Below are 26685 nucleotides of genomic sequence, written 5' to 3' on the forward strand. Positions count from 1 at the left end.
CATGACCAAAGTCTCAGGAGGTTCAAAACGAATTCAAGCCCTTCCGCATATGGATAAGTTAAGCACGTTCGTTCTGAGCACTTCTTAGCACGATCATTGCACACGGATGCTACACTTGAACTAAGCTTGGTGCTCGCGGTACAGTCGACAATGCTCCACCCATCGCTGTGCGGCTTGCGGATCAGAACCGAGGTGTACATGTGTGTATCCAGCTACGATACTGCCCGACGCGTATCCCTCCTGCTTCGAACCCCTTAACCCCTTCGTCTCATACGCGTATGGAATGGCTCCTTCTTCGCGGTACGTCATCATGGAGTAATGGAATTCATGCCCCCGTAGAACTTCACCCTGTTTTAGCAAAAAGGAATCCTGAACCGCACTCGCCTCCCGGTATCCCAGTGCAGCTCGTTTCTTCTGCATCTGTACCTGCGCAGGAATAATACCTGCCATGGTATATGTCCGCCCTTCACGATCCGTGAGCGTTTCGGCCAGTACCATATAGCCGCCGCACTCCGCAAACAGCGGCATCTGGGAACGGGCCGCTTCGCGGAGCCCTTCCAGAAAACGCTCGTTTCCGGCAATCACCGCGGCAAACTCTTCAGGGAAACCACCACCCAGATAAATACTATCCGCCTCAGCCGGGATGCCTTCACCAGCGAGTGGACTGAAATACTTCAGCCTTGCCCCAGCCGCTTCAAGCAGTTCCAGGTTATCGGGATAATAGAAATTAAATGCCGCATCACGAGCGACGGCAATAACAGGCTGGTACGTATCCGGCTTGCTGTGGATGTGATTGGTGGAATGCACCGAGAGCGGGAGAGCACTTGTTGCCAGTTCCAGCAAAAGATCCAGATCCGTGCCCTCTAGCAACACATCGGCTGCCCGCTGGAATAACGGCTCCAGTTCTCCACGCTCAATGGCAGGAACGAGTCCAAGATGTCTCTCGGGGATCGACATGTCTTCATCTCGCTTTAGCCAACCGACGACCGGAATGTTGCACATTTGTTCAATGGCTTTTTTCACAATTGTATAATGACCCACACTTCCGCACCGATTTACAATCACACCAGCAATGTTTAATTCAGGCTCCAGATGCTGAAAGCCCAGTACGATAGCGGCTGCACTGCGCGCCATACTCCGTACATCGACAACCAAAATCACCGGTGTCTGCGTAATCATCGCAATCTCGGCGGTAGAGCCGATGTTGCTGAGCGGATCTTTGCCATCGTAGAGGCCCATCACGCCTTCAATGATGGAAATATCATGTCCCGCGGAAGCCCGCTGAAATGTCTGCTTCACATATGCAGGCGAAGTCATCCATGCGTCCAGATTACGCGAAGGTCTGCCTGTCACTGCCGTATGATAAGTTGGATCAATATAATCCGGACCGCATTTGAACCCCTGCACACTCAATCCTCGCTGGGCAAGTGCCTTCATTAGACCGAGCGTTACCGTTGTTTTGCCAGCCCCACTCCCCGTACCTGCGATGATCAGCCGAGGTGCACTTTGGTTATTGGGCGTTACATTTTTTGAGTTCATCGTTCATCCCGCCTTTGCTCTACATATAACAAATAGACCATCCCATATCGGTTTCAACGGCTGGGACGGTCCTTTACATGAGGTTGTAACAACTACTTTTTATGTGTGAATCCATAAGATGCTTCCCAATCACACGAACCCTAGCTTAATCAAACGCAACCCGTGCGACAGAGATCGTCAGGTTGCCGCTCTTTTTCTTTTCCAGCAGCCAATGATCAGCTCCCGAAGAGAGCAGTGCCGCCGGTTCACTTACGCCATAGGCTCCGGTGTATTTAAATACCGTCTCGGACGGATTGGCAAGTTGCACCGTATTCAGTTCCTCTGGAGTGTAAGTGACGAGTTCCCAGCCGTACTTGGCGCATAGGGCCAGCAGGCCCTCCTCATCTTTTTTCAGATCAATCGTAGCCACGTTGCGCACGCTCTTCACAGACAGGGATAGCTCTTCCAGCGTGGCAAGCACTTCCTGCTCCAACTCCTCCATCGCCGTTCCGCGATTGCAGCCCATGCCGAGCACGAGACTTTTGGGACGATACAACACACCATTCGTTAGAAAACGTTCCTCTTCCGCCGCCGAAAGCAGACGGTCACTGACCACCAGTGCAGCGTTAAACGCAAACGATTCCGTCTCCTGCATACTGCCGAAGACCTGAATGTGATCCGGTACAGGTTTGTTATACCGCCACCAGTTGCGTTCGCCTGTCTCTTGAATAAGTGCCACCGGCTCTTCGTTGACCACCGCCGCACTTACCGGAGTAGCTTTATCAAAGCTATCCACGATCCAGCCCAGTTCACGACCAAACATATCCACCGGGATCGTGCCCTGTACATCCGAAGCTGTCGTAATGACTGCACGCGCATCAAGCACTTCCGCCACTTGACGCGTGAGTTCATTGGCACCGCCAAGATGACCAGATAACACGCTGATCACGTTCTCGCCGCGGTCATCGATGACCAGCACGGCAGGATCGACTTTTTTGTCCACCAGCAGCGGAGCAATCATACGGACGACGGCACCCAGCGAGATAAACAGAATGATGCCGTTGTAACGTTTGAACAGGTCTGGCAGAATAAGCTTCACCGAACCTTCAAACAGGGTATAACCAAGTTGTTCCTCATCGCCACGGGCAAATTTGCTCATATAATAGACGTCTGTGCCCTGAAACTGTCCTTCGAGGTTACGCACCATCTCCACGCCGTGCTTCGTAATGGCTACAGCAGCAAACGGATTACTCACCGGACTTCACTCCCTTGCGATAGCCGTGGGTGAAGGATTTATCATAAAGTTTCGAACGGTGAGCATCCCGGTTCACCAGATCAGGATCAAGCGCCCAGCCTGCCAAAATCATCGCATGCATCGTAATGCCTGCGGCACGCAGATCAACAGCCAGATTGGCCAGCGTGGTGCGCACGATTTTCTGATCCGGCCATGTTGCTCGCTGCACTACCGCCACTGGTGTATCTTCGCTCCAGCCTGCGGCAAGGAATTCCACCACGACTTTTTTTGCCAATGTTGCACTTAGGAAGAGCGCCACCGTACAGTGATGCGAGGCCAAATCGCGCAGCTTCTCCCGTTCAGGCACAGGGGTGCGTCCTTCCGCACGCGTCAGGATGACGGTCTGCGTCAGTTCCGGCACAGTCAGCTCCGCTCCCAGCGCCGCTGCCGAAGCAAATACCGAGCTAACGCCTGGAATAATCTCGTACTCCACGCCATGTTGTTTCAACAAAACCATCTGTTCCAAAATGGCACCATACATCGCTGGATCACCCGTATGTACACGTGCTACGCTGCGTCCTGCACGAACCGCTGTGCACATCAGTTCGACCTGCTGTTCCAAATCCATGCCGGAGCTTTGCAACACCTCGGCTTCGGGTTTGGCAGTCGCAATCAGTTCATCATTCACGAGGGAATCCGTGTACAGAACGAGGTCGGCATTTTTCAAAATATTCGAACCTTTTACCGTAATCAGCTCGGGATCTCCCGGGCCTGCACCAACAATGTACACTTTCGGTTCCAATGTTTTCATTTGCTCACCACCATCAGGCTTAAATATTCCAGCTCCTGCCCTTTCAGTTCACGGGCGTCACGCCAGACCAGTTCATAAGGAGAAGTGACTTTGGTGACCACCGACGCTTTGTCGCCAAGTCCCATCTCCTCCAGCAGCTCCAGCATCGGGTCCAGCACCTTTGCTACTTTGATAAACACAATCGTATCGTGATGCTCAATCGCCTGCCGCATCGCTTCTTTATCCGCTGTAGCCGGAATAATGCCAACCTGCTCATCTCCATCTGCCAGATGGATATCCAGCGCTGCCGCCGCACCAAGCACGGAGGATATGCCCGGAATAGAGCTAATCGGCACTTCAGGATGAAGTTCACGCATGAGACGTGCAAGGTGGATAAATGTACTGTATAAGTTCGGATCACCTTCCGTCACGAACGCTACATCTTTGCCTTCCTTAAGTGCTTCCCAGCACGCTTCCACGGTTTTGCCCCACTCCCGCTCTAGTACGACCGGGTCTTTGGTCATCGGAAAGATCAGCCCCAGCATCTCTTTCTCCTCCGGATTCACATACAATTCCACGATCTCGTGAGCGTAGGATTTGCCGCCTTTGCGTTTCTTCGGATAGGCGACTACCGGGCATTCGCGAATCATCCGGTATGCTTTGACCGTAATTAGCTCCGGGTCTCCGGGCCCAACACCGACGCCATACAATGTGCCAACGGTAACTCCGGCTCCTGTCATGCTCTCTGAACTTTCCGTGTGAATTCCGGTACTGTTGATGTTTCCTGTTGTTGTACTAATGCGACTCTCCCCCTTCTTCGTCTCCTGCCAAACTATTCCGCTCCGTACGCTGTTTCGGCTTCCGCTTCTGCTCCTGCTATAAATTGACCTGTAATGACATAGATCGGATTCAGTCCGTCAAAACGGGTCATGTTCAGGATCGGCTTGCTCCGCGCCGTCTGCAGCAAAGTCACGGAGGCGTCCATGCCTGCATCGCGCATCGCCTTCATGCTGTCATGCAGCGTTTCGATAGTCGCTGCATTCACCACGATGCGTCCTTCGGGGCGCAGCCGGGACGCACACAAGGCGATCAGCTGCGCGAGTTCACCGCCGCTGCCGCCAATGAACACCGCATCGGGACCCGGCAGTTCGTCCAGCCCCGCTGGCGCTTTGGCATGAAGGACGGTAAAATCCGTCCGGAATTTGATCCGGTTGGCCTCGATGTTCACGAGGTCACCCTCGTTTTTTTCGATGGCGAAGACCTGGCCTCGCGGCGCCAGCCGCGTGCACTCCACCGCCACCGAGCCTGAACCTGCGCCGATATCCCACACGATGCTGTCCTCGCCCAGTTTCAGCTCAGATAAGCTGAACGCGCGGACTTCACGCTTAGTGATGAGGCCCTTCTCGGGTTTGCGCTGATGGAATTCTTCATCTGCAAACCCGAAGCCTTTGCGCGGCGCCAGTGCATCTTTACGGCGCAACAAAATGACGACGTTCAGCGGGCTGCACTCAGCCGCTGCCAGCTCGTCCAGGGTGTAATGGCGGGCACGCTCGTCTGCCGCGCCCAAGTTTTCCGCAACGTAGGCATCATACTCCGTCATGCCGAATTGTTGCAGATACGCCCCGATCGCAGCGGGGCTGTTATGCTCGTCCGTGAGCAGAGCGACTTTGGCTTTGCCATCGATGCGCTGGGCTAGACCTTTGAGGGGGCGACCGTGCACGCTTTCAAGCACGGCGTCGTGCCAGCTCTCGCCAAGCCTTGCGAATGCCAGCTGCAGCGAGCTGAGATTAGGCCGGATATCCAACTGATCCGGGCCGAGTTTGCGCGCGAAATACCCGGCGATGCCGTAAAACAGCGGGTCTCCTGAGGCAAGCACAACGATGGTGTGCGAGTCCTGCAACGCTTTTATTTTCGCAACGAGGTCATTCAAACTGCTCTTGATCACAATCTTCTCTCCCGCAAACGCCGGGAAAAATTGCAACAGACGTTCGCCGCCTACCAGCACATCGGCCTCCTGAATGAGTTGTAGACTGTCTGCCGTCAGCCCCGCCGCGCCTTCTTCGCCTACGCCAATAATGCGGATGTTACGATTCTTTGCTCCAGTTGTTATGTTCGAGTTCACTGATTTCCGCCCTCCCCAGTTCCATTCCTTTCATGGTGACGAGCACCACTTCCACCGTTACGCCGCCCCCCGCATGTTCCAGACAGTGCTGACAGGCGTATAAGCATAACTTTTCAAAATAAGGCAAATATCCCGCTTCGGTCATCATATCCGCTACCTGAGTCGCCGTGTTGGCTTCCTCGATCGCTTGCGCCAGTTCATCGCCAGCCCCGGTCTCGCGAGCCACGGACGCAAGAAATCCAAAATCCACCGGCGCACTTTTGGAGTGCACCATCATGACCCCTTGAGCCACTTTGGCGAATTTGCCCGGCATCCCGACCAGACTGATGCGTTTCATGCCCAATCGTTTCCCATGTTTGATCGCAAAGCCTACAAAGTCACCCATCTGAATAAAGGCTTCCTCCGGCAGTTCGGGCATCATTTTCATGGCGTATTTCTCACTGCTGCCTCCTGTTGTCAGCACAATATGCTCACAACCGGAAGCCTGAGCAACGGAAATCGCCTGTACTACACTGGCTTTGTACGCTGAAGTAGAGAACGGAACGACCACGCCGCGTGTGCCTAAAATGGAGATACCGCCAAGAATGCCAAGCCGCGCATTGAGCGTTTTCTTCGCGATCTCTTCGCCGTCCGGTACGCTAATCACGACCCGCACTCCCCTGGCGGCCCCATATTCCGCAAGTACCTGTGTCACCGCTTCGGTAATCATACGGCGCGGCACGGGATTAATGGCCGCTTCCCCAACAGGCACGGGCAGTCCTGGCTTCGTAACACGCCCCACACCAATGCCGCCATCCAGCTCTACCCCCGGCTCGTCCCGCCAAGACACATGCGCAATGATTTTCGCTAAATGTGTGGCGTCCGGGTCATCCCCGGCGTCTTTGATCGTGGCACAAGTCGCCGTGCCGTCCGTCATCAGTTCCTGCTCGATCAGCTCGAACGAGTGGTCAAAGCCGGCGGGCAAGGAAACCACGGCTTGCGCAGGGATATGACCCGTTAACAGGAGCTGCGTCGCTCCTTTGGCAACGGCTGTCGCACACGCACCGGTCGTAAAGCCGGAACGCATCGGTTTATCCGGGTCCGGTGCTTCTCCGCTTTTCATGCGTTTCTTTTCCATGGCTTTGAACCTCCCGTCCTTCTATATGCTCGCTAGTTGGTGCGCTTATGTTGACCGTTGGTTATTGCTGATTGTTGCTGGTTGTTGTTTAGTTTTGTATGGATTGTTAGTTAATCGATTTTTAGTTGTACTCAACAACTGAGACACTAATAAATGTACACTAACCATTGTTGATCGTTAGAGGTTACTAGACGGTGCTGGATTAGACTTACACTCTCTGGCGATCGCACCTAACCATCTCATTGACTTAACACCCACTCCACTCACGGCTAAGCGCTAACGATCACAGATAACGTTATTTGGCCTAATATGCCCTCGCTGGAATTCTAACGATCTCGGGAGACGCTATTTCACTAAAACAGTGCGATTTCCAGCGCTTTTGGGTGGTTTTGGGCGAAATAACGTTCCTCAGGATCGTTAGAATTTCAAAAGGGTGATTTCACGCAAAATAAGCTTCCTGGTGATCGTTAGAAGTTGCTGGACTTTAACAGATTCGGACATGGCCCTTAGTGAAGACTCTTCCAGTTCTCATTAGGATTCGGCACGGCTCGCTAACCAGACTTAATCAGATCAGTTAGATTTCGTTTGACCTCACTGGTCAAGCGAGGCAAACCGTCTTAGTACCCGCTCTATGCCTTTACAGCCATCAACGAGATTGCGTTAAGTGCTGCCACAACGATCGTACTGCCGCCTTTGCGACCGATGTTGGTAATAAAAGGAATATCCAGCTTGCGTAGCTCGTCCTTGGACTCGGCCGCAGATACAAAACCTACCGGCATGCCGATGATCAGCCCCGGCTTGGCCTCGCCCTCTTTGACAAGACGAATCAATTCCAGTAGCGCCGTTGGCGCGTTACCGATGGCGTAGATGCCCCCGTCATACATTTGGGTTGCTTTGCGCGTCGAGATGATGGCACGAGTGGTGTTGAGGCGTTTGGCCTCTTCCATTACATCTGGATCGGAAATATGTACATGCACATCGCCGCCAAAACCGCGAATACGATCCTTGCTCACACCCGCCTGAATCATCTGCACATCGGCAATGACTGACTGACCTGCACGTAGCGCCGCAATCCCTGCCTGGATCGCATCCGGGTGAAACACCATACTACGGCCCAGTTCAAAATCAGCCGAAGCGTGAATCACACGCTGTACGACCGGATACTGCTCATCGGTAAACGGGTGCTCCCCCAGTTCCTCCGTAATCATCTCAAAGCTCTTACCTTCAATTTCCTGAGGTTGCACGGTCAGCGGTTTAAAATCTGTTTTGAAATCCACCCGAATCACTCCACTCCTTGTATTTGAACAAACATTTTCATCGTACAAAAACTGTCCCATACATCATTGCATCGTCTACCTGAACGCACTCCATGCTTCTTTCAATCCTTGCAATCAAGCCGTTCAAAGTTGCGTTATTCAAATTAAGCCTATCGGGGAGATTACTTCCCCAAAATACTTTTCAGCTCGTCCAGTACACCATCAAAATGATCAAACACCGTGCCAAACTCCGCCTCTGGACGTGAGATCAGCACAACATGAATACCCAGCTCCAGTGCAGACTGGATTTTCTCATCCACGGCTCCGGTTTTACCACTTTCCTTCGTGACCATCACCGTTGTTGCATAGTGCTTGTAAAGTGCCTCATTCATTTCTCGGGAAAAAGGTCCTTGCATCGCAATAATATTGCGTTGCTCTACGCCCAGCTCACCGCATTTCTCCATATTGTCGAGACGGGGGAGCATGCGTGCAACAAGTCGTATATTCGGATCACCGAGCAGGTGCTTGGTAAAGATTTGCAGCGTTTTGCTGCCTGTCGTCAGCATGACAGAACCTTTCAGCTCTTTGGCCTTGAGTGCTGCCTCATCATAAGATGACACGACATGTAATAGTTCATGGTCATCATAAGCAAGCCCCGTTCGTTCGTAACGAATGTAAGGAATGTTCGCTTGTTTCGCGGCTTCCATAGCATTCGCATGGGCTTCTTCGGCAAAAGGATGGCTCGCATCCACAAGGACAGGGGTATTATTTTCAAGAATCAGCTTCACCATCGCCTCTACGGTCAATCGGCCTGTCCGCACTGGTAAACCGGCTTCGGTCAGACTTTGGGCTGCACTTTCGGTCACAACCGACGTCAGGACGTTATGTCCTTGTTGCTGGATTCGGATCGCAAGTTCGCGTGCATCGCTTGTACCGCATAACATAAAGATCATGAACGCTTCACCTGCTCGGAAGTTGATGCCACTTGTGCCTGAGAAGAGGATGCATGCTGCTGAATATCTCCTGCTGTTGCTTCTGAAGCGAGTTGCTGGTTGCTCCGATGTCCTTCGTGCTCATGGTGTGAGTGATGCAACTCTTCGTCATGGTCATGATGGAAATCAAGTTTCGCCTCACGAGTAGATGCAACCTCCGCAGCGTGCTCGGAATGCTTGTGGTCATGACTATGATCGTGATGATCGTGCTCATGATGGTGGTGATCGTGCCCGTGGTCATGTCCGTGATCGTGATGATCATGGTGATGGTGGTCATGGTGATGATCATGGTCGTGATCGTGGTCGTGATCGTGGTCATGCCCATGGTCGTGGTCGTGATGGTGATGATGGTGTTTGGCCGCTTCGAGGCGGAACTGGCAGTTGTCACAGTTGGCTGTAACCCGTCCATATAGCCCCTCGTGCGCACGTTCCAGCACCAGCTCGACCAGCTTCGGATGGAAGCCGAAATAACCACCGATTTCGACTTGAATATCTGGATGCGCGGCTGCAAATTCGGCCGTCATCTCATCAATGCGTTTAATCAGTACACCGGTAAAGAGGAAATACGGCATGACGATAATTTTTTTCGCACCAAGCAAGAGACAACGTTCCAATCCATCCGGGAAAGAAGGCTGGGTTACGCCGATAAAGCTGCTTTCTGCCCATCTGTACGGCAACTTCTCCCACAGCATACGGGTCATTTTGAAAAAGTCACTGTTCGCATCCGGGTCACTGCTTCCCCGTCCAAGTACAAGTACAGCGGTCTCTTCATCAGTCACCGTAGCAGGCGGAGCGGCCACTGCAACTGCTGTATCTGTTCCACCTTCACCTTGAGCTGCAATCCGTACAGGCTGCGCCTCTTGCAGTCGAGTTTGCATAATTTGCACGACTTTTTCATGCACACCGATCGGACGGCCATATATAAACTGTACTTGCGGATAACGCGCTTTGGCACGATCAATCGCATTCGGAATATCAATTTTCGCATGACCGGCCGCAAATAAAATAATCGGTACGAGTACGACACGGGTTGCGCCTCGATCTACACAAGCGGTAACTCCATCCGCAATACTTGGTCTGGTTAATTCCAGAAAACAGGTTTCGACCAGTGTGTTCTCCGGTGCTTGCTCCGCGACCTCACGTGCAAACTCCTTTAACTCGCGGTTCCCCTCTGGATCACGGCTCCCGTGTCCTACCAACAAAATTGCATCCATCTTCGTATTTCCTCCTCTGTCCGATCCACAGATCAGATTTCTCATATTCGTAAGGCTCTCCACTCGGTTCCAAGGAAGAAAGGTATAATCTATGTCTAAGTCTGTATTGATGCAGCTGTAGATGTTGTATCTATCTCAATCAGCTGGGTTTCAGCCGAGTTGTGTCTGGGTTAACTTTTAGCTTTGTGGCCTCTTATCTTCCGTAGATCACTCTGCTGCTGATGCTTAAGTGGACTTCAAGCCCGTAACCCAAACTACGCACTTCCACTCTTAGTCACCGCATACCGGATTCACTTCAACAGTGACTGGCGCATCCACATGGCGGAAGCCTTGAATGACTCCTACACGTTTGAAAAACTTGTGGAAACGTTCGTTCGGATGACCTTTTTCCTTGTACTCCGCGACAATGCGTTCCACAATACCGCCGATCTGATCACCTGGAATGCCCTCTGCTACAGGCTGAGCCGGGTGGGCATTGCGGCCAAACTTTTTCCCGCCAAGGAACAGATCGTATCCTCCTTTGCGGTACACGATACCGATATCCTCCAGCACTGCCCCGTAACAAGCCATACCGCAGCCGTTTAACGCTACGCTCGTTTCCTTCGGAGCAGACAATCCACCGATCACGTCCTGCAAGTGGTTAGCCATCGGCACTGCATCGTCCTTCTCCAGATTGCAGAAGTCACAGGCTTTGACTTTGATCACATCCCCAATCGGCACCACGATAAAGTTTGCTGCGCGCAGCTCATCTACCAGCGCATCCGGTTCAAACGTCGGCACTCTCAGAATAATCTGGTGCTCTGGCGTATACTCGAGTTCACCATCCTCACTTGCGCACTGCGCCAGCAGGGCCATCTGAGCGGCGGTGAACTTTTTGTTGCCCACGCCGGGCGACACGCCGATCTCAAAGAGCGGCGCCTTGCGCCCCGGCACGGGCACAGCAGCGGCTGCGCCAAGCACCGCTGCGCTGCTCGCGCTCTGCGCGCTTGCGGCTGCCGGACCTGACGCCGATGCGTCCAGCCAGCGGCCTGCCGCTTCGCCTGCGAGCGCACCGCCTGCCGCGAGCCGCGTCAGCGCCTCGGCGGCGAGCTCGGCTGCGCCGGCGCGTGGCGCCACAGCGGCAGCGCGCGGTGCGGCCTCTGCCGCCGCGGACGCGGGCCGCTCTGCGGCAAGCACGGCGGTGCCAGCACCGCTCGCCGGGCTTGCCGCAGGCGGGGTCGCCGCCCATGCGCTTGCGGGCGGCTGCCCTTGCGGAGCCGTGCCCGCTCCGGCGCTGGCGCCGCGCAGGGCTGGCTCCGCCGGTGGCACGGCCTGCGCATCGCGGGCCGTGCCATTGCCCGCTGCCTCGCCGGAGGCGGCAGCGCGGGCTTCTTGTGCGCCGAGCGACCATGGCTCGGCTTCGGTGCGTAGCCGCTCATGGGGCCTGAGCGGCTGTTCCGCGGAGTTCAGCGTATATTTCCGCTGATATCCGCGCGGGGTGACCATGAGTCCTTCGTACATCATGGTCGAGGAATTGCCGATAATCACGGTGGTTAACATACCGATATCGTGATTCAGCATATCTTCCAGCGTCGTCATGACCACGTCCTGTCGCTCCCGATATGCACTTTTGACCAAGCCAACCGGTGTCTTCGGATCACGGTAACGTAGCAACATCTCTTGCGTTTCTACAATCTGGCGTGTGCGTCGTCCACTGCGGGGATTATACAGAGCAATAACAAAATCAGCGGAAGCCGCTGCCTCAACCCGGCGAATAATCGTTTCCCATGGCGTCAGATGATCGCTGAGGCTGATCGTACACGCGTCATGCATAACCGGCGCACCAAGCAAGGACGCACACGATTGAATAGCGGACACGCCAGGAATAACCTCGACAGCTACGCCTGTATCCGGCTTCCAGCCTTGCTCGATCAGCACCTCATATACAAGCCCCGCCATACCGTATACCCCGGCATCCCCACTGGAGATTACGGCAACAATGTGGCCTGCTTCCGCTTGTCTTACCGCTTCCTGTGCCCGACTGACTTCCTCCGTCATGCCTGTACGCACAATGGCTTGTCCATTCAACAAAGGCCGGATCAGATCCACATAGGTGTTATATCCAATGATGACCTCGCTTTCCTGCAATGCATCCAGCGCCCGTTTCGTTATGTGCTCCATCGCACCTGGACCGAAACCGATGATCAGCAACTTGCCTTGCTTTTGCATCCCGTTTTCCCCCTCACTCCACTTGTCATACGATTAATGCCCCAACCTTGTTTATCCCAAAAGTTCCCCGATACAGATGTGTCTCTCTCGTTTATAGCCCTGTAAAACATCATTTCTTCTGCTCAACTCGGCAACTTCGTTCCTGTCCGAAAAAACAAAAAAATCCCATCCTAATCACGGATGAGATACGCATGTACTTACACTCAGGAAACCTGGCCTGTAATATTCCATAATAAGGAATTACAAGCAGCCAGAATAGCCCATATAGAGCCTCGCAAGACAAACCACGGTTTGTCCCTTTCCCGAACTTATCGTACACCACTCCTTTCCGCGAAGGGTTTGGTGACACATGCAAGGTAGGTCTCCTGGCTCTGGATCATTAGCGTTCTTTCCTGTCTTCCCCAGTATACCGAGTGACTTTCATGGAAAACGCTTCACCATTACAGTGGCGGGACCGCTCGGGACTTGCACCCGATTCCCTGTTACCTCTTGCTTTATGCAAGAGCACCTTGCTGTTTTCATATTGTCTTCATCATACCATCGGTCAGGAAATAATGTCCACGCTTCTCAAGATTGTCCTAAACATTAATTTTGGATAAAAATGAAAAAAAGGTCCCGATCCGATAACGGATCAGAACCTTTATATATCCATCCATATAATTGATGTGATTCCTTCTAAACTTAATACCTCTGTATACGAATTGCGTCTGCTATTCTTCATACAGCTACTCTTGCCCTGTGAATGCTCTCTTTATTAATCTTCCCGGACACCCACCGGATTCGCGGCAAAATAACGTCCCAGTTCAACGATGAGCGCTCCCATCTTCTCTTCGTCTGGTACAACCAGCGCTTCAATACCTTCCTCACGCATCGCATTCGCCGTAACTTTACCAACAGAGGCTGGGACTACCCCTTCTTTGAAGGCTGTCAGCATCTCCTCCAGCTTACCTTGAGATGTCGCATATTCCGTCAAAAACCGAACCTGCGGCCCACTTGTAAAGGCCACTGCATCTAACTTATGCTGAATTACTTCGTTCAGCAGTTGCTCCAGCTCTGTCTCTTCTGGCGGTACGTGACGATACGGCAATACCTGCCGCACAACAGCTTTTTGTTCTTCTAACCAGCGAACCAGCTTGGGAGCCGTTTCCCCATGCAGCTGTAACATCACCTTTTTGCCTGTAAGATCATGCGAGCCAAATTCACGAATCAGTCCGTCTGTACTGCCGTCATCATCTCGTACCAGAGGTGTTAGCTTCAGCTTTTTTAACGCATTTACCGTTTTGTACCCTCGGGCTGCAATACACGATTCAGCCAAGACATTCCGAAGTTGTCCGGCTACATCCATGTCCTCAGCCATGTCGAACAAAGCATCCAGTCCCATGCCCGTCGTAAACACTGCCCAATCCGGCGGATCAGAAATCCAGGAGACCAGTCCGTCTCGAATGTTACGATCATCCAGAAACACCGTGCCTTGTGCAGGACGCACAAGCGGGATTCCTCCCATTTTCTCTACCAAAAGAGACATCTCTTTGGACTTTCTCGGTCCGGTTAATGCCACACGTACCCCTGCCAAATGTTGAGCCATCCATGTTCCCCCCGTTTAAGAAGCCGAAAGTTCATCAATCTGACTACAGTATACAGGGTACTTCTGCGGAGGGAAACCATGTCTGCTTGCTTTCCGGCCTCTTTAGCTATAAAGATTTTTTATGGTTTGCATCAGGAAGGCTGCAAATTTCCGCCGCCAGGTGATGTTTTACCTTTCTTCTCTATGGACTTTTCCGCTGACTTATCACCAGACTTCTCTTCGGACTTCTCTTCAGATTGATCTGATTCACCAGATGCCTGCTCCTGCTTCTGTTCACCTTCCTGCTGTTTGCCTCTCGAGGCCCTCTCTCCCGATTCAGAGTTCGGTGCATGCCCGGCCTCCTTTTTGCGCGGACGAAGAAATAGAAAGAATACGATTGGAAACAGCACCTCAAATACAATGGCAACCCATGTCCATTCCCGTGTAAATCGATTCAGTTGGATCGCATTGCGGAAGAACCAGAACGCACATACAAAACCCAGCAACGCAATGGGTCCGGTCAGTACTTTACCAGACACTTTGGGAATCATGCGTTTCAACCCCCAGCACACTAAATACAGGTCAAACGCAATCTTGGTAATAATACAAGGCAAAGTTGCTGCCGCAAGCGCCAGATCGAATCGATCTAAAAAGTCACTAATCTGCAGCTGTCTTGCCAGCTCATACGATGGATATACAAGTCTTGAAGCAATGGGTACACCGATGGAGGTGATCGTTTCCACGACAATAAGCATCATCAATAGAGCCGTGACGATGTTGCCTGTGACAATGGACTTTACTCGAAAGTCACTCCCCCTTACGATAAAGGGCAGAAAAATCATCTCTCCATAAAACGAAAAGAGATACCAGCTCCCCCTGCCCACACCCGCCAGGTCAACATCGAAATAGGGCTTCAGGTTATCCAGATTGATCTGCTGAATTAGCATAAACGGCACAATCATGGAGTTTAACAGAAAAAGCGCTACATATAACTCCACCATGCCAATCAGGGAACCTAGCCCTCCTCGCACGATAAATATAGCCATGACAAGCAGAGAGAGCACGATAATCGATATTGGTGTTGTTTCCAACAATGTGATACTTACATAATCCCCTGTTAGCCGAATATCTCTCGCGAATACAAAGAAGAAAAACGCAATGTACATCAATCCGGCCAATCTTCCCAGAAAGGGAAATCGTGTCACTAATGATTCAAACAGATCCTTGTCCGGAAAACGCCGCTGGACACGGCTGAGCAGCCACATCGATGTAAACATAATCAGAACAACGGGTATGTAACAAAGATAGGCATGCTGTTCTGCATAATAAATGGCTTGTGCATGAGGTTGTAGCAGTGTACCCGTAATACTAAGCAGCATGAGCATCAAGATCATTTGCCTGTGCGTTACCTTCTGAATCATCCTGCCCCTCCTTCCGTACCTGTTTCTTGCATATCAAGATTACATATGCCACATCCTCAAGGCATTGGCAGCAGACGTTGAATAATATGACTCATCCATACCGATAGGAATACGGTTTTGTTCAGCGTCGTAACGTAGAGCCAGAGGCCTGTTCCAAGCGCAATGATTCCATAAGACAGCCAGCGATTAATGGAGGCCGCTTGTTTCAGATGCCTGAAATCCATAATCAGCACCCCGATTACCATTGCCAGATAGGTAAACAGTAGCGGTTTAATCATGTATGATGTCCTCCTCTACGACTCCAATCGGTTTATTGACAATACCGACATTCTCAATAATGACATGCGGGTCCACAGTTACTTGAACCTCCGGATAGAGAACCTCCCAGCGATCTTTAATCTTGTCCCATTCCTTGGGTAACTGCCTATGGATGGAACGGCCGATGCCGATAATGTCTGCTTTGAATTTCTTCTGAACCAGCCTTACACCTTCCTCAATATCCTCTTTGATCTTCCGGTGCACGGCTTCATTCAGATTTAAAATTTCCTTCTCGCGCCTGTCACCATAATCCGATTCATTGTCCACAAGCACTCCCTTGGCATACATCTGAATGGTCACACTCACTTTGCCATTCACAATCTTGGGATGAAGGGAGGAATTGTTCTCGTTTAACTTGATAAACATATCTCCTTTGCCGCGCGGAGCTTTAATCATGACCTCGGGTTCATTAGCTTCACCCATGGCAAGAATTAATGCATCAGCAGGGGCCTTGTCCATCATGCCTACCAGCTTGTCTTTTTTGAAAATAGCTAATCCGTCCAGTTTGATATTGGTCACAGCACCTTTCCAACCCTCAGGTACACTGTCCGAAACGGATGCGATCGGCAGAAAAGGATCAACCCCTTCGTCTAGAATGGAGTCTATAAACGTTTTAAGGGATCTTGGATTCCTCATATTAAGAAAACATAGTTCTCGTACCATCTCCGAAGGGAACTTCTCAATCGGCGCATCCGTGTCCATGACCTTGTGTGCCTCACCTCTGGTGACAACAGGAAGTGCCGATAACCGATTTAGGGGATATCGGGTGAACAGATCTAGCATCGGGGCAACACCGTCACGTGCCAGTTCTTCCCCAATAAGGATGGTACGGCGATGTGCATAATAAATACGGCGAGAGAGTGACTTCTGACCCTTAAGCGTAGTCCCGCGTAAAGTTCGATCCGTGTTGGAGAGGATAAACCATGGCTTGTCACCATTTGTACCGCCCCCGCCCCCTTCACTTCCCGAGGCTCCAGACTGTCCAGGAAGGGCAATCTGCAGACTGGATCGGTATTCATCACCTTCTTTATCAGCAGCAATACCGATGACAAAGGCGACATCATTAATCTCTTCGCGATCCCAGCAACCTGTAAGCAGAGATGTACACAAAATCAACGAAATGACAGCTCTATATTTAATCAAAAACTTCATGGAATCACCATCCTTCCTCTGCTTCCGGCGAACCATTGATATCTCTGGTCATACGTTTGCGATCCCGGTGCACGGTCGAAGGACGATTGATCATTTTCCACCAAGGCACCCGGACCAAAATATCTTTGGTATCCTTCTTATGGTATGGACTCACCCCTGACAGATAAGGTACACCAAAAGAAGTCATCTGTGTCAGATGTACAGAAATCAGCACTAGACCAATCACGATGCCGTATAATCCCAGCATGCCTGCCAGAAGCATGATCGGAAACCGTAACAGCCTTACGGTAATGGCAAAGTTAAAGCGCGGAATCGTGAAGGATGCAATCCCCGTCATCGATACGATAATAACCATTGGGGCAGAGACGATACCTGCCTGCACGGCAGCTTGACCAATCACAAGGGCACCGAGGATACTGACCGCTTGCCCCACCGTTTTGGGTAACCTGACCCCTGCCTCCCGCAGCGCTTCAAAGGATAATTCCATAATGAGCGCTTCAATGAGTGCCGGGAAAGGGATGGCTTCGCGGGCACCGGCAATACTGAGAATCAATGTAGTTGGAAGCATGTCCTGATGAAAGGTCGTAATGGCGATATACAATGCTGGCAGGAACAAAGCAATAAACACAAACAAAAAACGTATCCAACGAATCAAATTGGTAATGAAGAACCGCTCATAATAATCCTCACTAGCCTGTAACATCTGCCACATCGTCACGGGAGCAATCAATGCAAACGGCGTTCCGTCCACCATGATAGAAAATCGACCTTCCAGCAAATTTGCGGCAACTGTATCCGGGCGCTCCGAATAGTGCATCTGTGGAAACGGGGAGTTCGGGTTATCCTCAATGAGCTCCTCGATATAACCGCTCTCCAGAATACCGTCGATTTCAATCTTCTCCAGACGTTCTTTGACATCCTGAATTAATTGGGGATCAGCAATCCCTTCCAGATAGGCCAAAACCACATCCGTTTTGGTGTCGGAGCCCAGCGTCATACTTACCATTTTGAGTGCAGGTGTCTTCAGCTTGAAACGAAGTAAAGCTGTATTCATGCGTAGCGTCTCGGTAAATCCTTCACGCGGCCCCCGAATGACCGACTCCGTCTGCGGCTCCTCTACGCCTCTCCGCACCCCACCTTTCACGTTGAATAGCCATGCTTCGGCTTCTCCGTCCATAACCAGTAACGCCGATGAGGCGAGCACGCCCTCGGTCGCAGCAGCCCAGGTCTGAACTCGCTTGACCTGCGTTAATTCAATTCGTGTATCATCAATCGGCACATCCGGCTCGTCAGTACGTTGCTGGATCAGCCCTCGAATAAGCGGGCGTAGCATATGCTCCTGAATATCCGCCGAATTCACTATCCCCTCAACATACACGAGAAGCCCCTGAACCTCCGGTGTGATCATCACGTTGCGGAACACGACATCCGAAGAGTTCGAGAAGATTTCTTTTAACGCCTGAATTTGAGTTGTATGTATGGCACTGATCGGTTGTTTCAGAATAGGTGGGGACGGCAGTCCCAAGGGTACATATTTGCTACTGTCAGTCGTTGATGCTGAAGTCTTGGTCTTTTCGCTACCTTTTGATGATTTATCTGCCATATGCCGCCCCTCCATTCTTGGTTTTTATACAAGGTAGCTTGTGCCAGAAGGCAGGGAATTATGTGGTCTTTTTTTACAAAAAAAAAGCCTCCCTCAAGGGAAGACTTAACAATCGAAACGATCAACTTGAAAACTGAACCATACGTGTTAAATCAATAACTTACACCATGAACAGAATAACAAGCTTAGATCATACACTTATCTCTGTTCGGTTAGTCAGCAAAATAATCATCAGGTATATATTGAATTTCCGACTTGGCATAGATGGTGAGTGTATGCCGCTCGCTGTCATATTTTACGCGGTCGCCGTCAACATAATACCAGTGCTTTGTCAGAGGACGGTCTTTGCGCTGTACGAAACGGAATACGTTTAATTCCTGTCTCAGCTCAATAATCTTCAAGGCAGTCTGCTCATCAAGTCCCGATACAGTGAACAGGTAACCTGTTCCTTCCTGCTGAAAGCGATAAGACAAGGCTGCATCCGTCTTGCTATTCGCCAGCCCACGCCCGGTGACCCCATGTTTTACCATAAACCATTCCTGCTGTGCCATACGTATCGTTCCTCCTTTGATCTTGGAGTGGGAGTTCTTATTTTTATTAAGGCAAATCAATCAACATATAAAACGTATCCTCATGCCCTTCCAGCTTCATGGAAGAAGTCTGCTCCACGCGTGCGGTATCTCCTGTATGGAGCACATGTTCATTCTGCAGGCCAAGCTTGCCCTCAATGGAGAAAATGTACATGCGGCGACCTTCGTTCTGTTCAAAATCAAGCGTCTTGCCCTTGGATAACCGCCCAAGGTAAATCGTCATGTCTTGATGAACCGTGGCAACCCGCGGCCCACCATCGGATGATACTACAGGCACAAGAGCGCCTTCCAGAGCAGTTATATCATACGAAGTCGTTTCGTAGGATGGCTGTAACCCTTTCGTATGTGGCATAAACCACAGCTGGAGAAGCCTTACTTCCTCGGTATCTGAGGCATTATGCTCTGTATGAATGACGCCGCTTCCTGCTGACATGCGCTGAATGCTACCAAAGCCTGTTACGGCAACATTGCCCAGACTATCTTCATGTCTCAGCTTGCCATTCAGCACGATGGATACAATCTCCATATCACTGTGTGGATGTGCCCCAAAGCCGCGACCTGGTGCGATGACATCATCATTGGCTACCCGCATGGGTCCAAAAGCAGTGTTGTACGGGTCCTGGTACTCCCCAAAGGAAAAGCTGTGACTGCCCCGCAACCAGCCACGGTCAAAGCTGGAACGTGCTTCGGATGGAATAACCTTAATCATATCGCGTAACCTCCTCAAATCTGTTATGGTTCGTGTAGATCCCTCTTATTTTTTCTTAGTAGCATACTTATTCTCATTATATCAAATGTTAAGGTAATACGTCCAAGCCAAAAAGTGACGCTCCTTCCTTCAAACCAAAAAGCTCTTTACCTGTCAGCTCGATCCGGCAATCACCGTTACCTCGTCGGACTGGCAAGCAAAGAGCTTGGCCGCAGGCGTATTCCTGCGCTTTAACACTTTCCGTTACACTTTTCTATGAATCGTTATATTATGCTTTGATTATACTCATCCTGTTATGTCGCTTTCCTCCCTGATGCAGATCAGGCACTCACATTTTGGCTGTTCTGACGTGTAGCTCCTTGCCGGTTAAACAGATAATCCAGCGCCAAAAAGCGGCTGCCAGTCAGGAGAAGAGTCAATGATCCTGCCATCAGCATGTAATCGAACTCTGTTCCCATCAAAAACGGTTGCCCTGCCTTGGCTGTGAACAGTGCGCCGACCATAACCGCGATGAACAGCAAGGCAAATACACGTGTACCCAGACCCAGGATCATGGCCGCACCACCTGCCAGTTCAATGACAGCAACAACAGACGCCATAAAACCGGGAATCCCTATACTTTCAAAAAAACCAACCGTACCGCTAATTCCACCCTCGAATTTACTCCAGCCATGTAATAGAAAAATGAGACCAATCATAATCCTTGAGAAAAAAAGTCCAATTTCAATGGTTTTGTTATTCATCATACATCTCCCCATTTCATTCATAATTTTAGTCCGGATGCATTGCTTGGTTCATGGTCGTTTTCTATCCGATCGACCATACAAACAGAACAGACAGCAGCAGAAACACCGTTACAGAGATTAGAATGGCATATCGCGGTAAGCGTAGTGTAACATCACGTTCAGGGTCGAGCAGACGGGAAATACGCACATTTACCGACGTATCGGCAAATGAGGACTGAATTGTCATCGCTCTTCCCTCCCCAGATGGTGTGCATGTCCGAAGCAGTTTCAAGAGTGCACTGCCAATACCTGCGGCATTCCCCGTACGTTCAATCGCTTCGTTATCTGCTAAAATCTCTCTGACGATGCGATATTGCTGTGACGTATGCTTCAGCACAGGAATATACGGCATCATCGTAGCAAATACCGAGAGCAGCGTTGTTTTCAGTGGATCTCGGTGCCACAAATGGTGAACCTCATGATACACGACAGCCTTCTCTTCATCCGAATCCAGCATACGGAGCAGGCCAGTGGAAAGCACAATACAAGGTCGCCACAGCCCAATGGTAAACGCAACCGGAGAAGGTTTGCCCACAACAAGAAATCGGGGTTTCTTAAGATGTCTGTATCTTGCAGTCAATTCTTCCGACCAAGCGCGAATCTCCATGGAGCGGAGCTTGGTTACTGCGGCACGCGTCTGGACAATTCGTCTAATCATCATCCAGCTTGTACCAGCAAAAGTCAGCAAAACCAGAAGCAACAGGAACTGACCTACAGACATCCACCCCATACGACTCATCCAGTGATTGCATAGCCATAGCAGATTCAACCGGATGTCCCATCCAAATATTTTATACATCGCATACATGAACATCTGCATGAGCACGAGTACCGGAATACCCAACCCGACGGTGAACAAAATCTTGGAACGGGTCTTCCACATCTTAATCGTTATCCTTTTTCCATTGCTTAATCTTCATTTCGAGCCGTTCAATCAAGCCTTCATCGGCTTCATCTAACGCATCCAGCATGTGATTCACTGCTAGTGTCCCGAATTCGTCCACCAATTCCTGGGACAGTTCCTTGGATTGATCGTTCATAAAGTCCTCCCTGCTTTGTACCGGCTGGTACAGCGATGTGCGACCCTTCTGTGTTTTGCCGAGTAATCCCTTATCCACCAACCGATTCATCACAGTCATAACCGTATTGAAATTTACGTCTTTGTCTTGTTCCAGTGCCGTCTGTACTTCACGGATGCTGCTGCCGGGACGAGCCCACAATACTTCCATAATCTTGGCCTCAAGTGGTCCAAAAAAACGATTCAGTCCTCGCTCGCCCACTTTAAAATTGAGTATTCTCATATTCTGACACCCCTCACACTACCCATTGTAGTGTCCAGAAATGAGAAGTCAACCTCTATGTCAGGTATTTTATGTAAATGATTTGTAAAAATGTTTTTCATTTGTGTATAAAAGTACATAAGAAAACCGGGCAATTCTGCAAAATTGCAGTCATACCCGGTTCGTATCATGACCTTTCCAAGCTGGCATAAAAGACCAGCTATTCGCTTGTGCGAGATGCGGGAAGTTCCCGCGTCGACAGATAATCTCACTTTATTTTGGCATATGCCCAGAGATATCTACACCCAAGCCATGAGCCAGTCGTCCACCCAGCTGTCCGTCAGCCCGGAAGAAGTGGCATAATGCTCGCATCTGGATATCTACCGGTACGGCTTTGAGATCATTCGTCAGATTATCCAGCAGATGATGCTGCTCTTCTGGTGTGAAGGAACGGAACAGCTCTCCTGCCTGCGTGTAATCATCCGTTTTCTCAATCTTTTCCCGTGTGACATGCCCCTGTAATGGAACCTGGGTTTCCCGATAAGCCGGATCTTCCTGTGGACTGTTACCTGAGCTGTTAGGCTCATAGTTTACTGGAGATGGGTCCTGGTTCACGTTCATGAGCCCATCACGCTGATGATTGCGCACAGGTGCATACGGGCAATTCACTGGAATTTGGAGATAGTTAGGTCCAAGACGGTGCCGCTGTGTATCCGGGTAAGAAAACAGACGACCCTGCAACAATTTATCCTCAGACGGTTCAATGCCTGGCACAACAGCACTTGGTGAAAATGCGACCTGCTCCACTTCTGCGAAGAAATTCTGAGGATTACGATTCAATGTCATCGTCCCTACTGTCTGGAACGGTAGTACATCCTCAGGCCATGTTTTCGTTGGGTCCAGCGGATCGAAGGAGAAATCATCCATCTGTTCCGGCTTCAGCAGCTGCACTTGCAGCTTCCACTGCGGATATTCTCCGTTTTTGATATGTTCATGCAAGTCTCGCGTTGCGTGGTTAAAATCCTGTCCCTGAACTTCGGAAGCTTCCTTACGAGAAAGGCCACGAGCACCCTGCGCTGATTCCCATTTGTATTTCACATAGTGTACTTCACCTTGGTCATTGATCCATTTGAATGCGTGTACTCCGAATCCATCCATCTCCCGATAGTTGGCCGGAATGCCCAGATTCGAGAACAGCCAAGTCATCATATGAGTTGATTCCGGGGAGAGGGTCATGAAATCCCAATATCGCGCCGGATCTTGAATGTTGGTATCTGGAGCCGGTTTGAGAGAATGCACCATATCCGGAAATTTAATGGCATCCCGAATGAAGAAAACAGGCAGATGGTTACCCACAATGTCGTAGTTGCCTTCACGTGTATAGAATTTAACAGCAAACCCGCGAGGGTCACGTGCGGTCTCAGGAGAACCCGTACCATGAATTACAGTTGAAAATCGTACGAACACATCCGTTTCTGTGCCCGGCTCTTGCAGGAAATCGGCTGACGTATATGCCTTCATGCTCTGCTCCAGCTTGAACACCCCATGTGCTCCTGCGCCTCTTGCATGCACAACCCGTTCAGGAATGCGCTCACGGTCAAAATGAGCGATTTTCTCGATCAGGTGGTAATCCTCCAACAAGGTTGGCCCTCTTCTACCTGCTGTGCGTGAATTCTGGTTATCTCCTACCGGTGCTCCCTGGTTAGTTGTCAAACGATCTGTCATCCTGTCGTCCTCCTTATAATGGGTCTCATGTCTGCTGTATCTATCTACTAATTCCATTCATATTCGTTGTTCGCTCAAATATACATTTAGACTTGATCTAACTGTTAAAATCATTCTAACATGTCCCATCTATCTACTGCATGAGGTTCGTATGAGGTTCAGATGAGGTTGTTACGCTAAAGATGAATGAAACATGAAGCATACGAAAGAGGTTGCATATGACACCGGAAAATAAGATAAGGCATAGATCATTTAATAAACGATCTACGCCTTATCTGAATCGCTAACAAGATAATCCTGAGCACATATTCCCAAAATCGCAATACACTACGTGAGGCCATTCTTGTATCTATATAAGTTGGTGTAAAATCTTTAGTTCAACTTAATAGGATACTATTAATCCGCCAATCGATAGCCCACGCCTCTTACCGTAACGATATATTGCGGCGAAGAGGCATTATCGCCCAATTTTTTGCGCAAGCTTTTGATATGCACATCCACCACATTGCTTCCACCTGTAAAATCAGTCTCCCAAATATCACTAAGCATCTCTTCACGCGAGATGACTGCACCTTTGGCATCAATCAGCTTGAGTAGCAGATCATACTCCGTCTTGGTCAAGTGAATGCGATCCTGATCACGTTGCACGCTCATGCGCTCCCGATCCAGCACCAAGTCTTTGAATCCGATTCGCTGTCCCTCTTCAGGTAAAAAAGCTCGCTTAGGCATTACAGGACTACTTCCAATCATGCGCTGTACACGGTAAAGTGCCTCCTGCGGACGTGCAGGCCATACAAGCAACTCCTCCTGAAGCATCGGTCCGCTTGCACTGCCAATCATCTTCTCCCCCACCAGGTAGAGACATGGTGTCGTTTTTTCCGCCTCGCGGTTCAACCGGCTGTGGATTCCCGTAAATGCATCAATCGTTCCGGCAACCGAGAGGTCATAGATCAGTAGATCAAAAACAAGGCGTTCATGGAGATCCGGTTCCCAACGATGGAACACAAGTACGTCAAAGCAACTATCTGTCAGAGCCTTCACCAGCTCATGCACCTGACCCGGCATCGGGCTGATCAGAATGACACGTCTGGTAATCGGGCAGTTGTCCACGAGAGGTGCCGTTCCTGAATCTGCCAGCGCAGGTTTGACCCGAAGTGGCAAACGGCGGCCTGACCATTTCACTTTTACTTGACCCGTTTGGTTTTGCATTCCCCGCAGACACCTCCAAATACCACATGTGCATGATCTATTGAATAACCGGTCTCTGCCGCTACCTGCTTCATCCATTGGGGAGGAACTTCTGTCATCACCTCGTCCACTTTACCGCATACTTCACACATAATATGCTGGTGATCATCCATCCGGGCGTCATATCGGCTTGCTGTTTCGCCAAGTTTAAGCTCCCTGATCAACTCTTTGTCTGTTAAATAGCGAAGAGAATTGTATACAGTGCCATAAGCCAGATTGTACCCCTGTTCCACCAAGCGATTCATTACATCCGCAGCCGTTGGATGGTCTTCTGATTTACGTACGACATCATACACGGCTTGCCGTTGTATTGTCAGATTTAACGTTTTCACAACCAAGTCCCCTTTTTTCTATTTTTCAAATGTATATACCTCTCGAACATATTTGTTCGCTTTAGCTTTTACATATCAAAAGAATTTTGATTTAGATTAAGTATAAATCTTAATGCATAGGGAAGTCAATATTGTCCCGTACGGCTACGTTTTAGAATTTTATAGCGCATTAAAACCAAACCCTTCAAACATTTGGGATTATATGGTTCGCCCCCACACTGATTTTCAGATAAAATAGAGGGATGTGCGTAAAAGGGGGGGATGCTGGTTGTTAAGCACGTTTTTTGTCAATCTCTGTGTGATCATTTCCTTTCTGTACCTGTCAGGAATCATCACCAAATACTACAGCATTCGTTTGCCTTTTCCCTCGCTTCGCGTTCAGCTAATCGGTGGCTTTTTATTCGGTCTATACGGTACAGTGCTTATGAATTATTCTTTCCATATCAATGACACTACCATTGTGGATCTGCGGCATTTGGCTATCGTAACTGCAGCCGTATATCTTGGTGGGCTCGCTTCGGTCATCACCGGAATCATCATTGCGATCCTTCGAATCGTTATGTTTGGTATTACCTCAGCAGCCATTGATGCAGCATTTATTATGATCCTACTCGGGCTGGCTGGTGTGTATTTTGCCTACGCTTCGTGGTCCAGATTAACCAAGATTATTACCATGAATCTCTTAGGCATGACTATGATATTTATCGTACTGCTAATGAACACGCCCAGCATGAATACATTGATGAAAGTATATCCCATACAGATGACTATAGCCTTTGCTGGCGGTCTTTTCATATATTTCATCGCGGAATTTATTAATAGATCCAACGAGATGTTATTTCTGCTAGAACGACGAGCCTCCACAGACCATCTGACGGATCTGAGCAATCGGCGGCAATTCGAACAGTCTCTCCAGTCTGAGCTTCAACATGCCAGGCAGTATCATCAGAAGCTTTCCTTGCTGGTAATTGATATTGATCGATTCAAAAAGGTAAATGATACGTTTGGTCACTCTGCCGGAGATTCGGTATTGAAGCAACTTGGGCAATTGCTTGTAGAACATGCCCGTTCTACGGATCTTGTTTCCCGTAACGGTGGAGAAGAATTTGCAATTCTATTGCTCGATTGTGGATATCATCAATCTATGGCTATTGCAGAATCCGTGCGGAAAGCTGTGGCCCGATCTCTTTTCATCCTGCCAGACGGGCAGACCGTAAAGCTCACGATCTCCATTGGTGTAGCCGTTTATCCCGATCACTGTGATGACCATGATGACAACGACCTGTTTGATCAAGCTGACCGTGCGCTATATGAAGCTAAAAATACGGGACGCAACAGGGTATGCTCACTGCCACCCCGCAATATCACGGTTGTAGATAATGATTCATTTTGAGATGATGATTAGTCTTAACGACGAAACGAAAGGGATGTCTCACCTGCCTCAACCAAGGCAAGCGGGACATCCCTTTCCCATACATTAAACCAATGATGTTCTTACAGTTTTTAT

Annotated in this window: 24 protein-coding genes and 1 riboswitch; of the genes, 1 reads left to right on the forward strand and 23 read right to left on the reverse strand. The window is 50.1% G+C overall.

What is annotated here, in order from left to right; genetic code table 11:
• Window positions 1-120: 120 nt before the first annotated feature.
• From J2T16_RS14305 to J2T16_RS14415, 23 genes are all read right to left on the reverse strand, one after another.
• Complete coding sequence (locus J2T16_RS14305) at window positions 121-1539, reverse strand: cobyrinic acid a,c-diamide synthase CobB (RefSeq protein ID WP_499018562.1); 1419 nt, start codon at window positions 1537-1539, stop codon at window positions 121-123.
• Between the two features lie 145 nt (window positions 1540-1684).
• Window positions 1685-2773 carry a cobalt-precorrin 5A hydrolase gene (locus tag J2T16_RS14310; RefSeq protein WP_499018564.1) on the reverse strand — a complete coding sequence of 363 codons (1089 nt, stop codon included), beginning with the start codon at window positions 2771-2773 and terminating at the stop codon, window positions 1685-1687.
• Entirely contained in the window at window positions 2766-3563 is a 798-nt protein-coding gene (gene cobM, locus J2T16_RS14315; RefSeq protein ID WP_499018565.1) for a precorrin-4 C(11)-methyltransferase, read from the reverse strand. The genes J2T16_RS14310 and cobM overlap by 8 nt, the downstream gene beginning before the upstream one ends.
• The gene (cobI, locus tag J2T16_RS14320) at window positions 3560-4282 is read right to left on the reverse strand and encodes a precorrin-2 C(20)-methyltransferase (protein WP_499018566.1); all 723 of its coding nucleotides are present in this window, start codon (window positions 4280-4282) and stop codon (window positions 3560-3562) included. Before cobI ends, cobM begins: the two co-directional genes overlap by 4 nt.
• 92 nt (window positions 4283-4374) lie before the next feature.
• A complete protein-coding gene (gene cbiE / locus J2T16_RS14325; protein WP_499018567.1) occupies window positions 4375-5664 on the reverse strand; it encodes a precorrin-6y C5,15-methyltransferase (decarboxylating) subunit CbiE in 1290 nt (429 codons plus the stop codon).
• Window positions 5627-6781, reverse strand: a complete 1155-nt coding sequence (locus J2T16_RS14330) for a cobalt-precorrin-5B (C(1))-methyltransferase (protein ID WP_499018568.1) — start codon at window positions 6779-6781, stop codon at window positions 5627-5629. The genes cbiE and J2T16_RS14330 overlap by 38 nt, the downstream gene beginning before the upstream one ends.
• Window positions 6782-7410: 629 nt before the next feature.
• Window positions 7411-8058: a precorrin-8X methylmutase gene (locus J2T16_RS14335; protein ID WP_221788838.1), complete on the reverse strand. Its 648-nt coding sequence runs from the start codon at window positions 8056-8058 to the stop codon at window positions 7411-7413.
• A 161-nt stretch (window positions 8059-8219) separates the two neighbouring features.
• Window positions 8220-8990: a precorrin-6A reductase gene (cobK, locus tag J2T16_RS14340; protein WP_336121720.1), complete on the reverse strand. Its 771-nt coding sequence runs from the start codon at window positions 8988-8990 to the stop codon at window positions 8220-8222.
• Complete coding sequence (locus J2T16_RS14345) at window positions 8987-10243, reverse strand: sirohydrochlorin chelatase (protein WP_499018569.1); 1257 nt, start codon at window positions 10241-10243, stop codon at window positions 8987-8989. The genes cobK and J2T16_RS14345 overlap by 4 nt, the downstream gene beginning before the upstream one ends.
• Window positions 10244-10513: 270 nt before the next feature.
• Window positions 10514-12451 (reverse strand): precorrin-3B C(17)-methyltransferase, encoded by a 1938-nt coding sequence (gene cobJ, locus J2T16_RS14350; RefSeq protein WP_499018570.1) that lies wholly within the window; start codon window positions 12449-12451, stop codon window positions 10514-10516.
• A 338-nt stretch (window positions 12452-12789) separates the two neighbouring features.
• Window positions 12790-12978, reverse strand: a riboswitch (cobalamin riboswitch).
• Window positions 12979-13205: 227 nt separating this feature from the next.
• A complete protein-coding gene (locus J2T16_RS14355) occupies window positions 13206-14036 on the reverse strand; it encodes a uroporphyrinogen-III synthase (protein ID WP_499018571.1) in 831 nt (276 codons plus the stop codon).
• Between the two features lie 131 nt (window positions 14037-14167).
• Complete coding sequence (locus tag J2T16_RS14360; RefSeq protein WP_499018572.1) at window positions 14168-15436, reverse strand: GerAB/ArcD/ProY family transporter; 1269 nt, start codon at window positions 15434-15436, stop codon at window positions 14168-14170.
• A 56-nt stretch (window positions 15437-15492) separates the two neighbouring features.
• Entirely contained in the window at window positions 15493-15714 is a 222-nt protein-coding gene (locus tag J2T16_RS14365) for a hypothetical protein (RefSeq protein WP_221789695.1), read from the reverse strand.
• The gene (locus J2T16_RS14370; RefSeq protein WP_221789693.1) at window positions 15707-16906 is read right to left on the reverse strand and encodes a Ger(x)C family spore germination protein; all 1200 of its coding nucleotides are present in this window, start codon (window positions 16904-16906) and stop codon (window positions 15707-15709) included. The genes J2T16_RS14365 and J2T16_RS14370 overlap by 8 nt, the downstream gene beginning before the upstream one ends.
• Window positions 16907-16910: 4 nt before the next feature.
• Window positions 16911-18509 (reverse strand): spore germination protein, encoded by a 1599-nt coding sequence (locus J2T16_RS14375; protein WP_221789691.1) that lies wholly within the window; start codon window positions 18507-18509, stop codon window positions 16911-16913.
• Window positions 18510-18721: 212 nt separating this feature from the next.
• Window positions 18722-19060 (reverse strand): hypothetical protein, encoded by a 339-nt coding sequence (locus J2T16_RS14380; protein ID WP_090924143.1) that lies wholly within the window; start codon window positions 19058-19060, stop codon window positions 18722-18724.
• 46 nt (window positions 19061-19106) lie between these two features.
• Complete coding sequence (locus J2T16_RS14385; protein ID WP_221789689.1) at window positions 19107-19808, reverse strand: pirin family protein; 702 nt, start codon at window positions 19806-19808, stop codon at window positions 19107-19109.
• Between the two features lie 320 nt (window positions 19809-20128).
• Window positions 20129-20551: a DoxX family protein gene (locus J2T16_RS14390; protein ID WP_154890356.1), complete on the reverse strand. Its 423-nt coding sequence runs from the start codon at window positions 20549-20551 to the stop codon at window positions 20129-20131.
• Between the two features lie 64 nt (window positions 20552-20615).
• A complete protein-coding gene (locus tag J2T16_RS14395) occupies window positions 20616-21476 on the reverse strand; it encodes a M56 family metallopeptidase (RefSeq protein ID WP_154984458.1) in 861 nt (286 codons plus the stop codon).
• Between the two features lies 1 nt (window position 21477).
• The gene (locus tag J2T16_RS14400; RefSeq protein ID WP_145333541.1) at window positions 21478-21894 is read right to left on the reverse strand and encodes a BlaI/MecI/CopY family transcriptional regulator; all 417 of its coding nucleotides are present in this window, start codon (window positions 21892-21894) and stop codon (window positions 21478-21480) included.
• A gap of 252 nt (window positions 21895-22146) precedes the next feature.
• A complete protein-coding gene (locus J2T16_RS14405; protein WP_221789687.1) occupies window positions 22147-23598 on the reverse strand; it encodes a catalase in 1452 nt (483 codons plus the stop codon).
• 396 nt (window positions 23599-23994) lie between these two features.
• A complete protein-coding gene (locus J2T16_RS14410; protein WP_221789685.1) occupies window positions 23995-24807 on the reverse strand; it encodes a winged helix-turn-helix transcriptional regulator in 813 nt (270 codons plus the stop codon).
• Window positions 24783-25178 (reverse strand): Fur family transcriptional regulator, encoded by a 396-nt coding sequence (locus J2T16_RS14415; RefSeq protein WP_090924136.1) that lies wholly within the window; start codon window positions 25176-25178, stop codon window positions 24783-24785. The genes J2T16_RS14410 and J2T16_RS14415 overlap by 25 nt, the downstream gene beginning before the upstream one ends.
• A 268-nt stretch (window positions 25179-25446) precedes the next feature.
• On the opposite strand from J2T16_RS14415, the gene J2T16_RS14420 reads away from it, so the two are divergent.
• Entirely contained in the window at window positions 25447-26571 is a 1125-nt protein-coding gene (locus tag J2T16_RS14420) for a GGDEF domain-containing protein (protein WP_221789683.1), read from the forward strand.
• The last annotated feature ends 114 nt before the right edge of the window (window positions 26572-26685 follow it).

This window comes from Paenibacillus intestini (assembly GCF_030803945.1).
Classification (GTDB): Bacteria; Bacillota; Bacilli; order Paenibacillales; family Paenibacillaceae; genus Paenibacillus; species Paenibacillus polysaccharolyticus.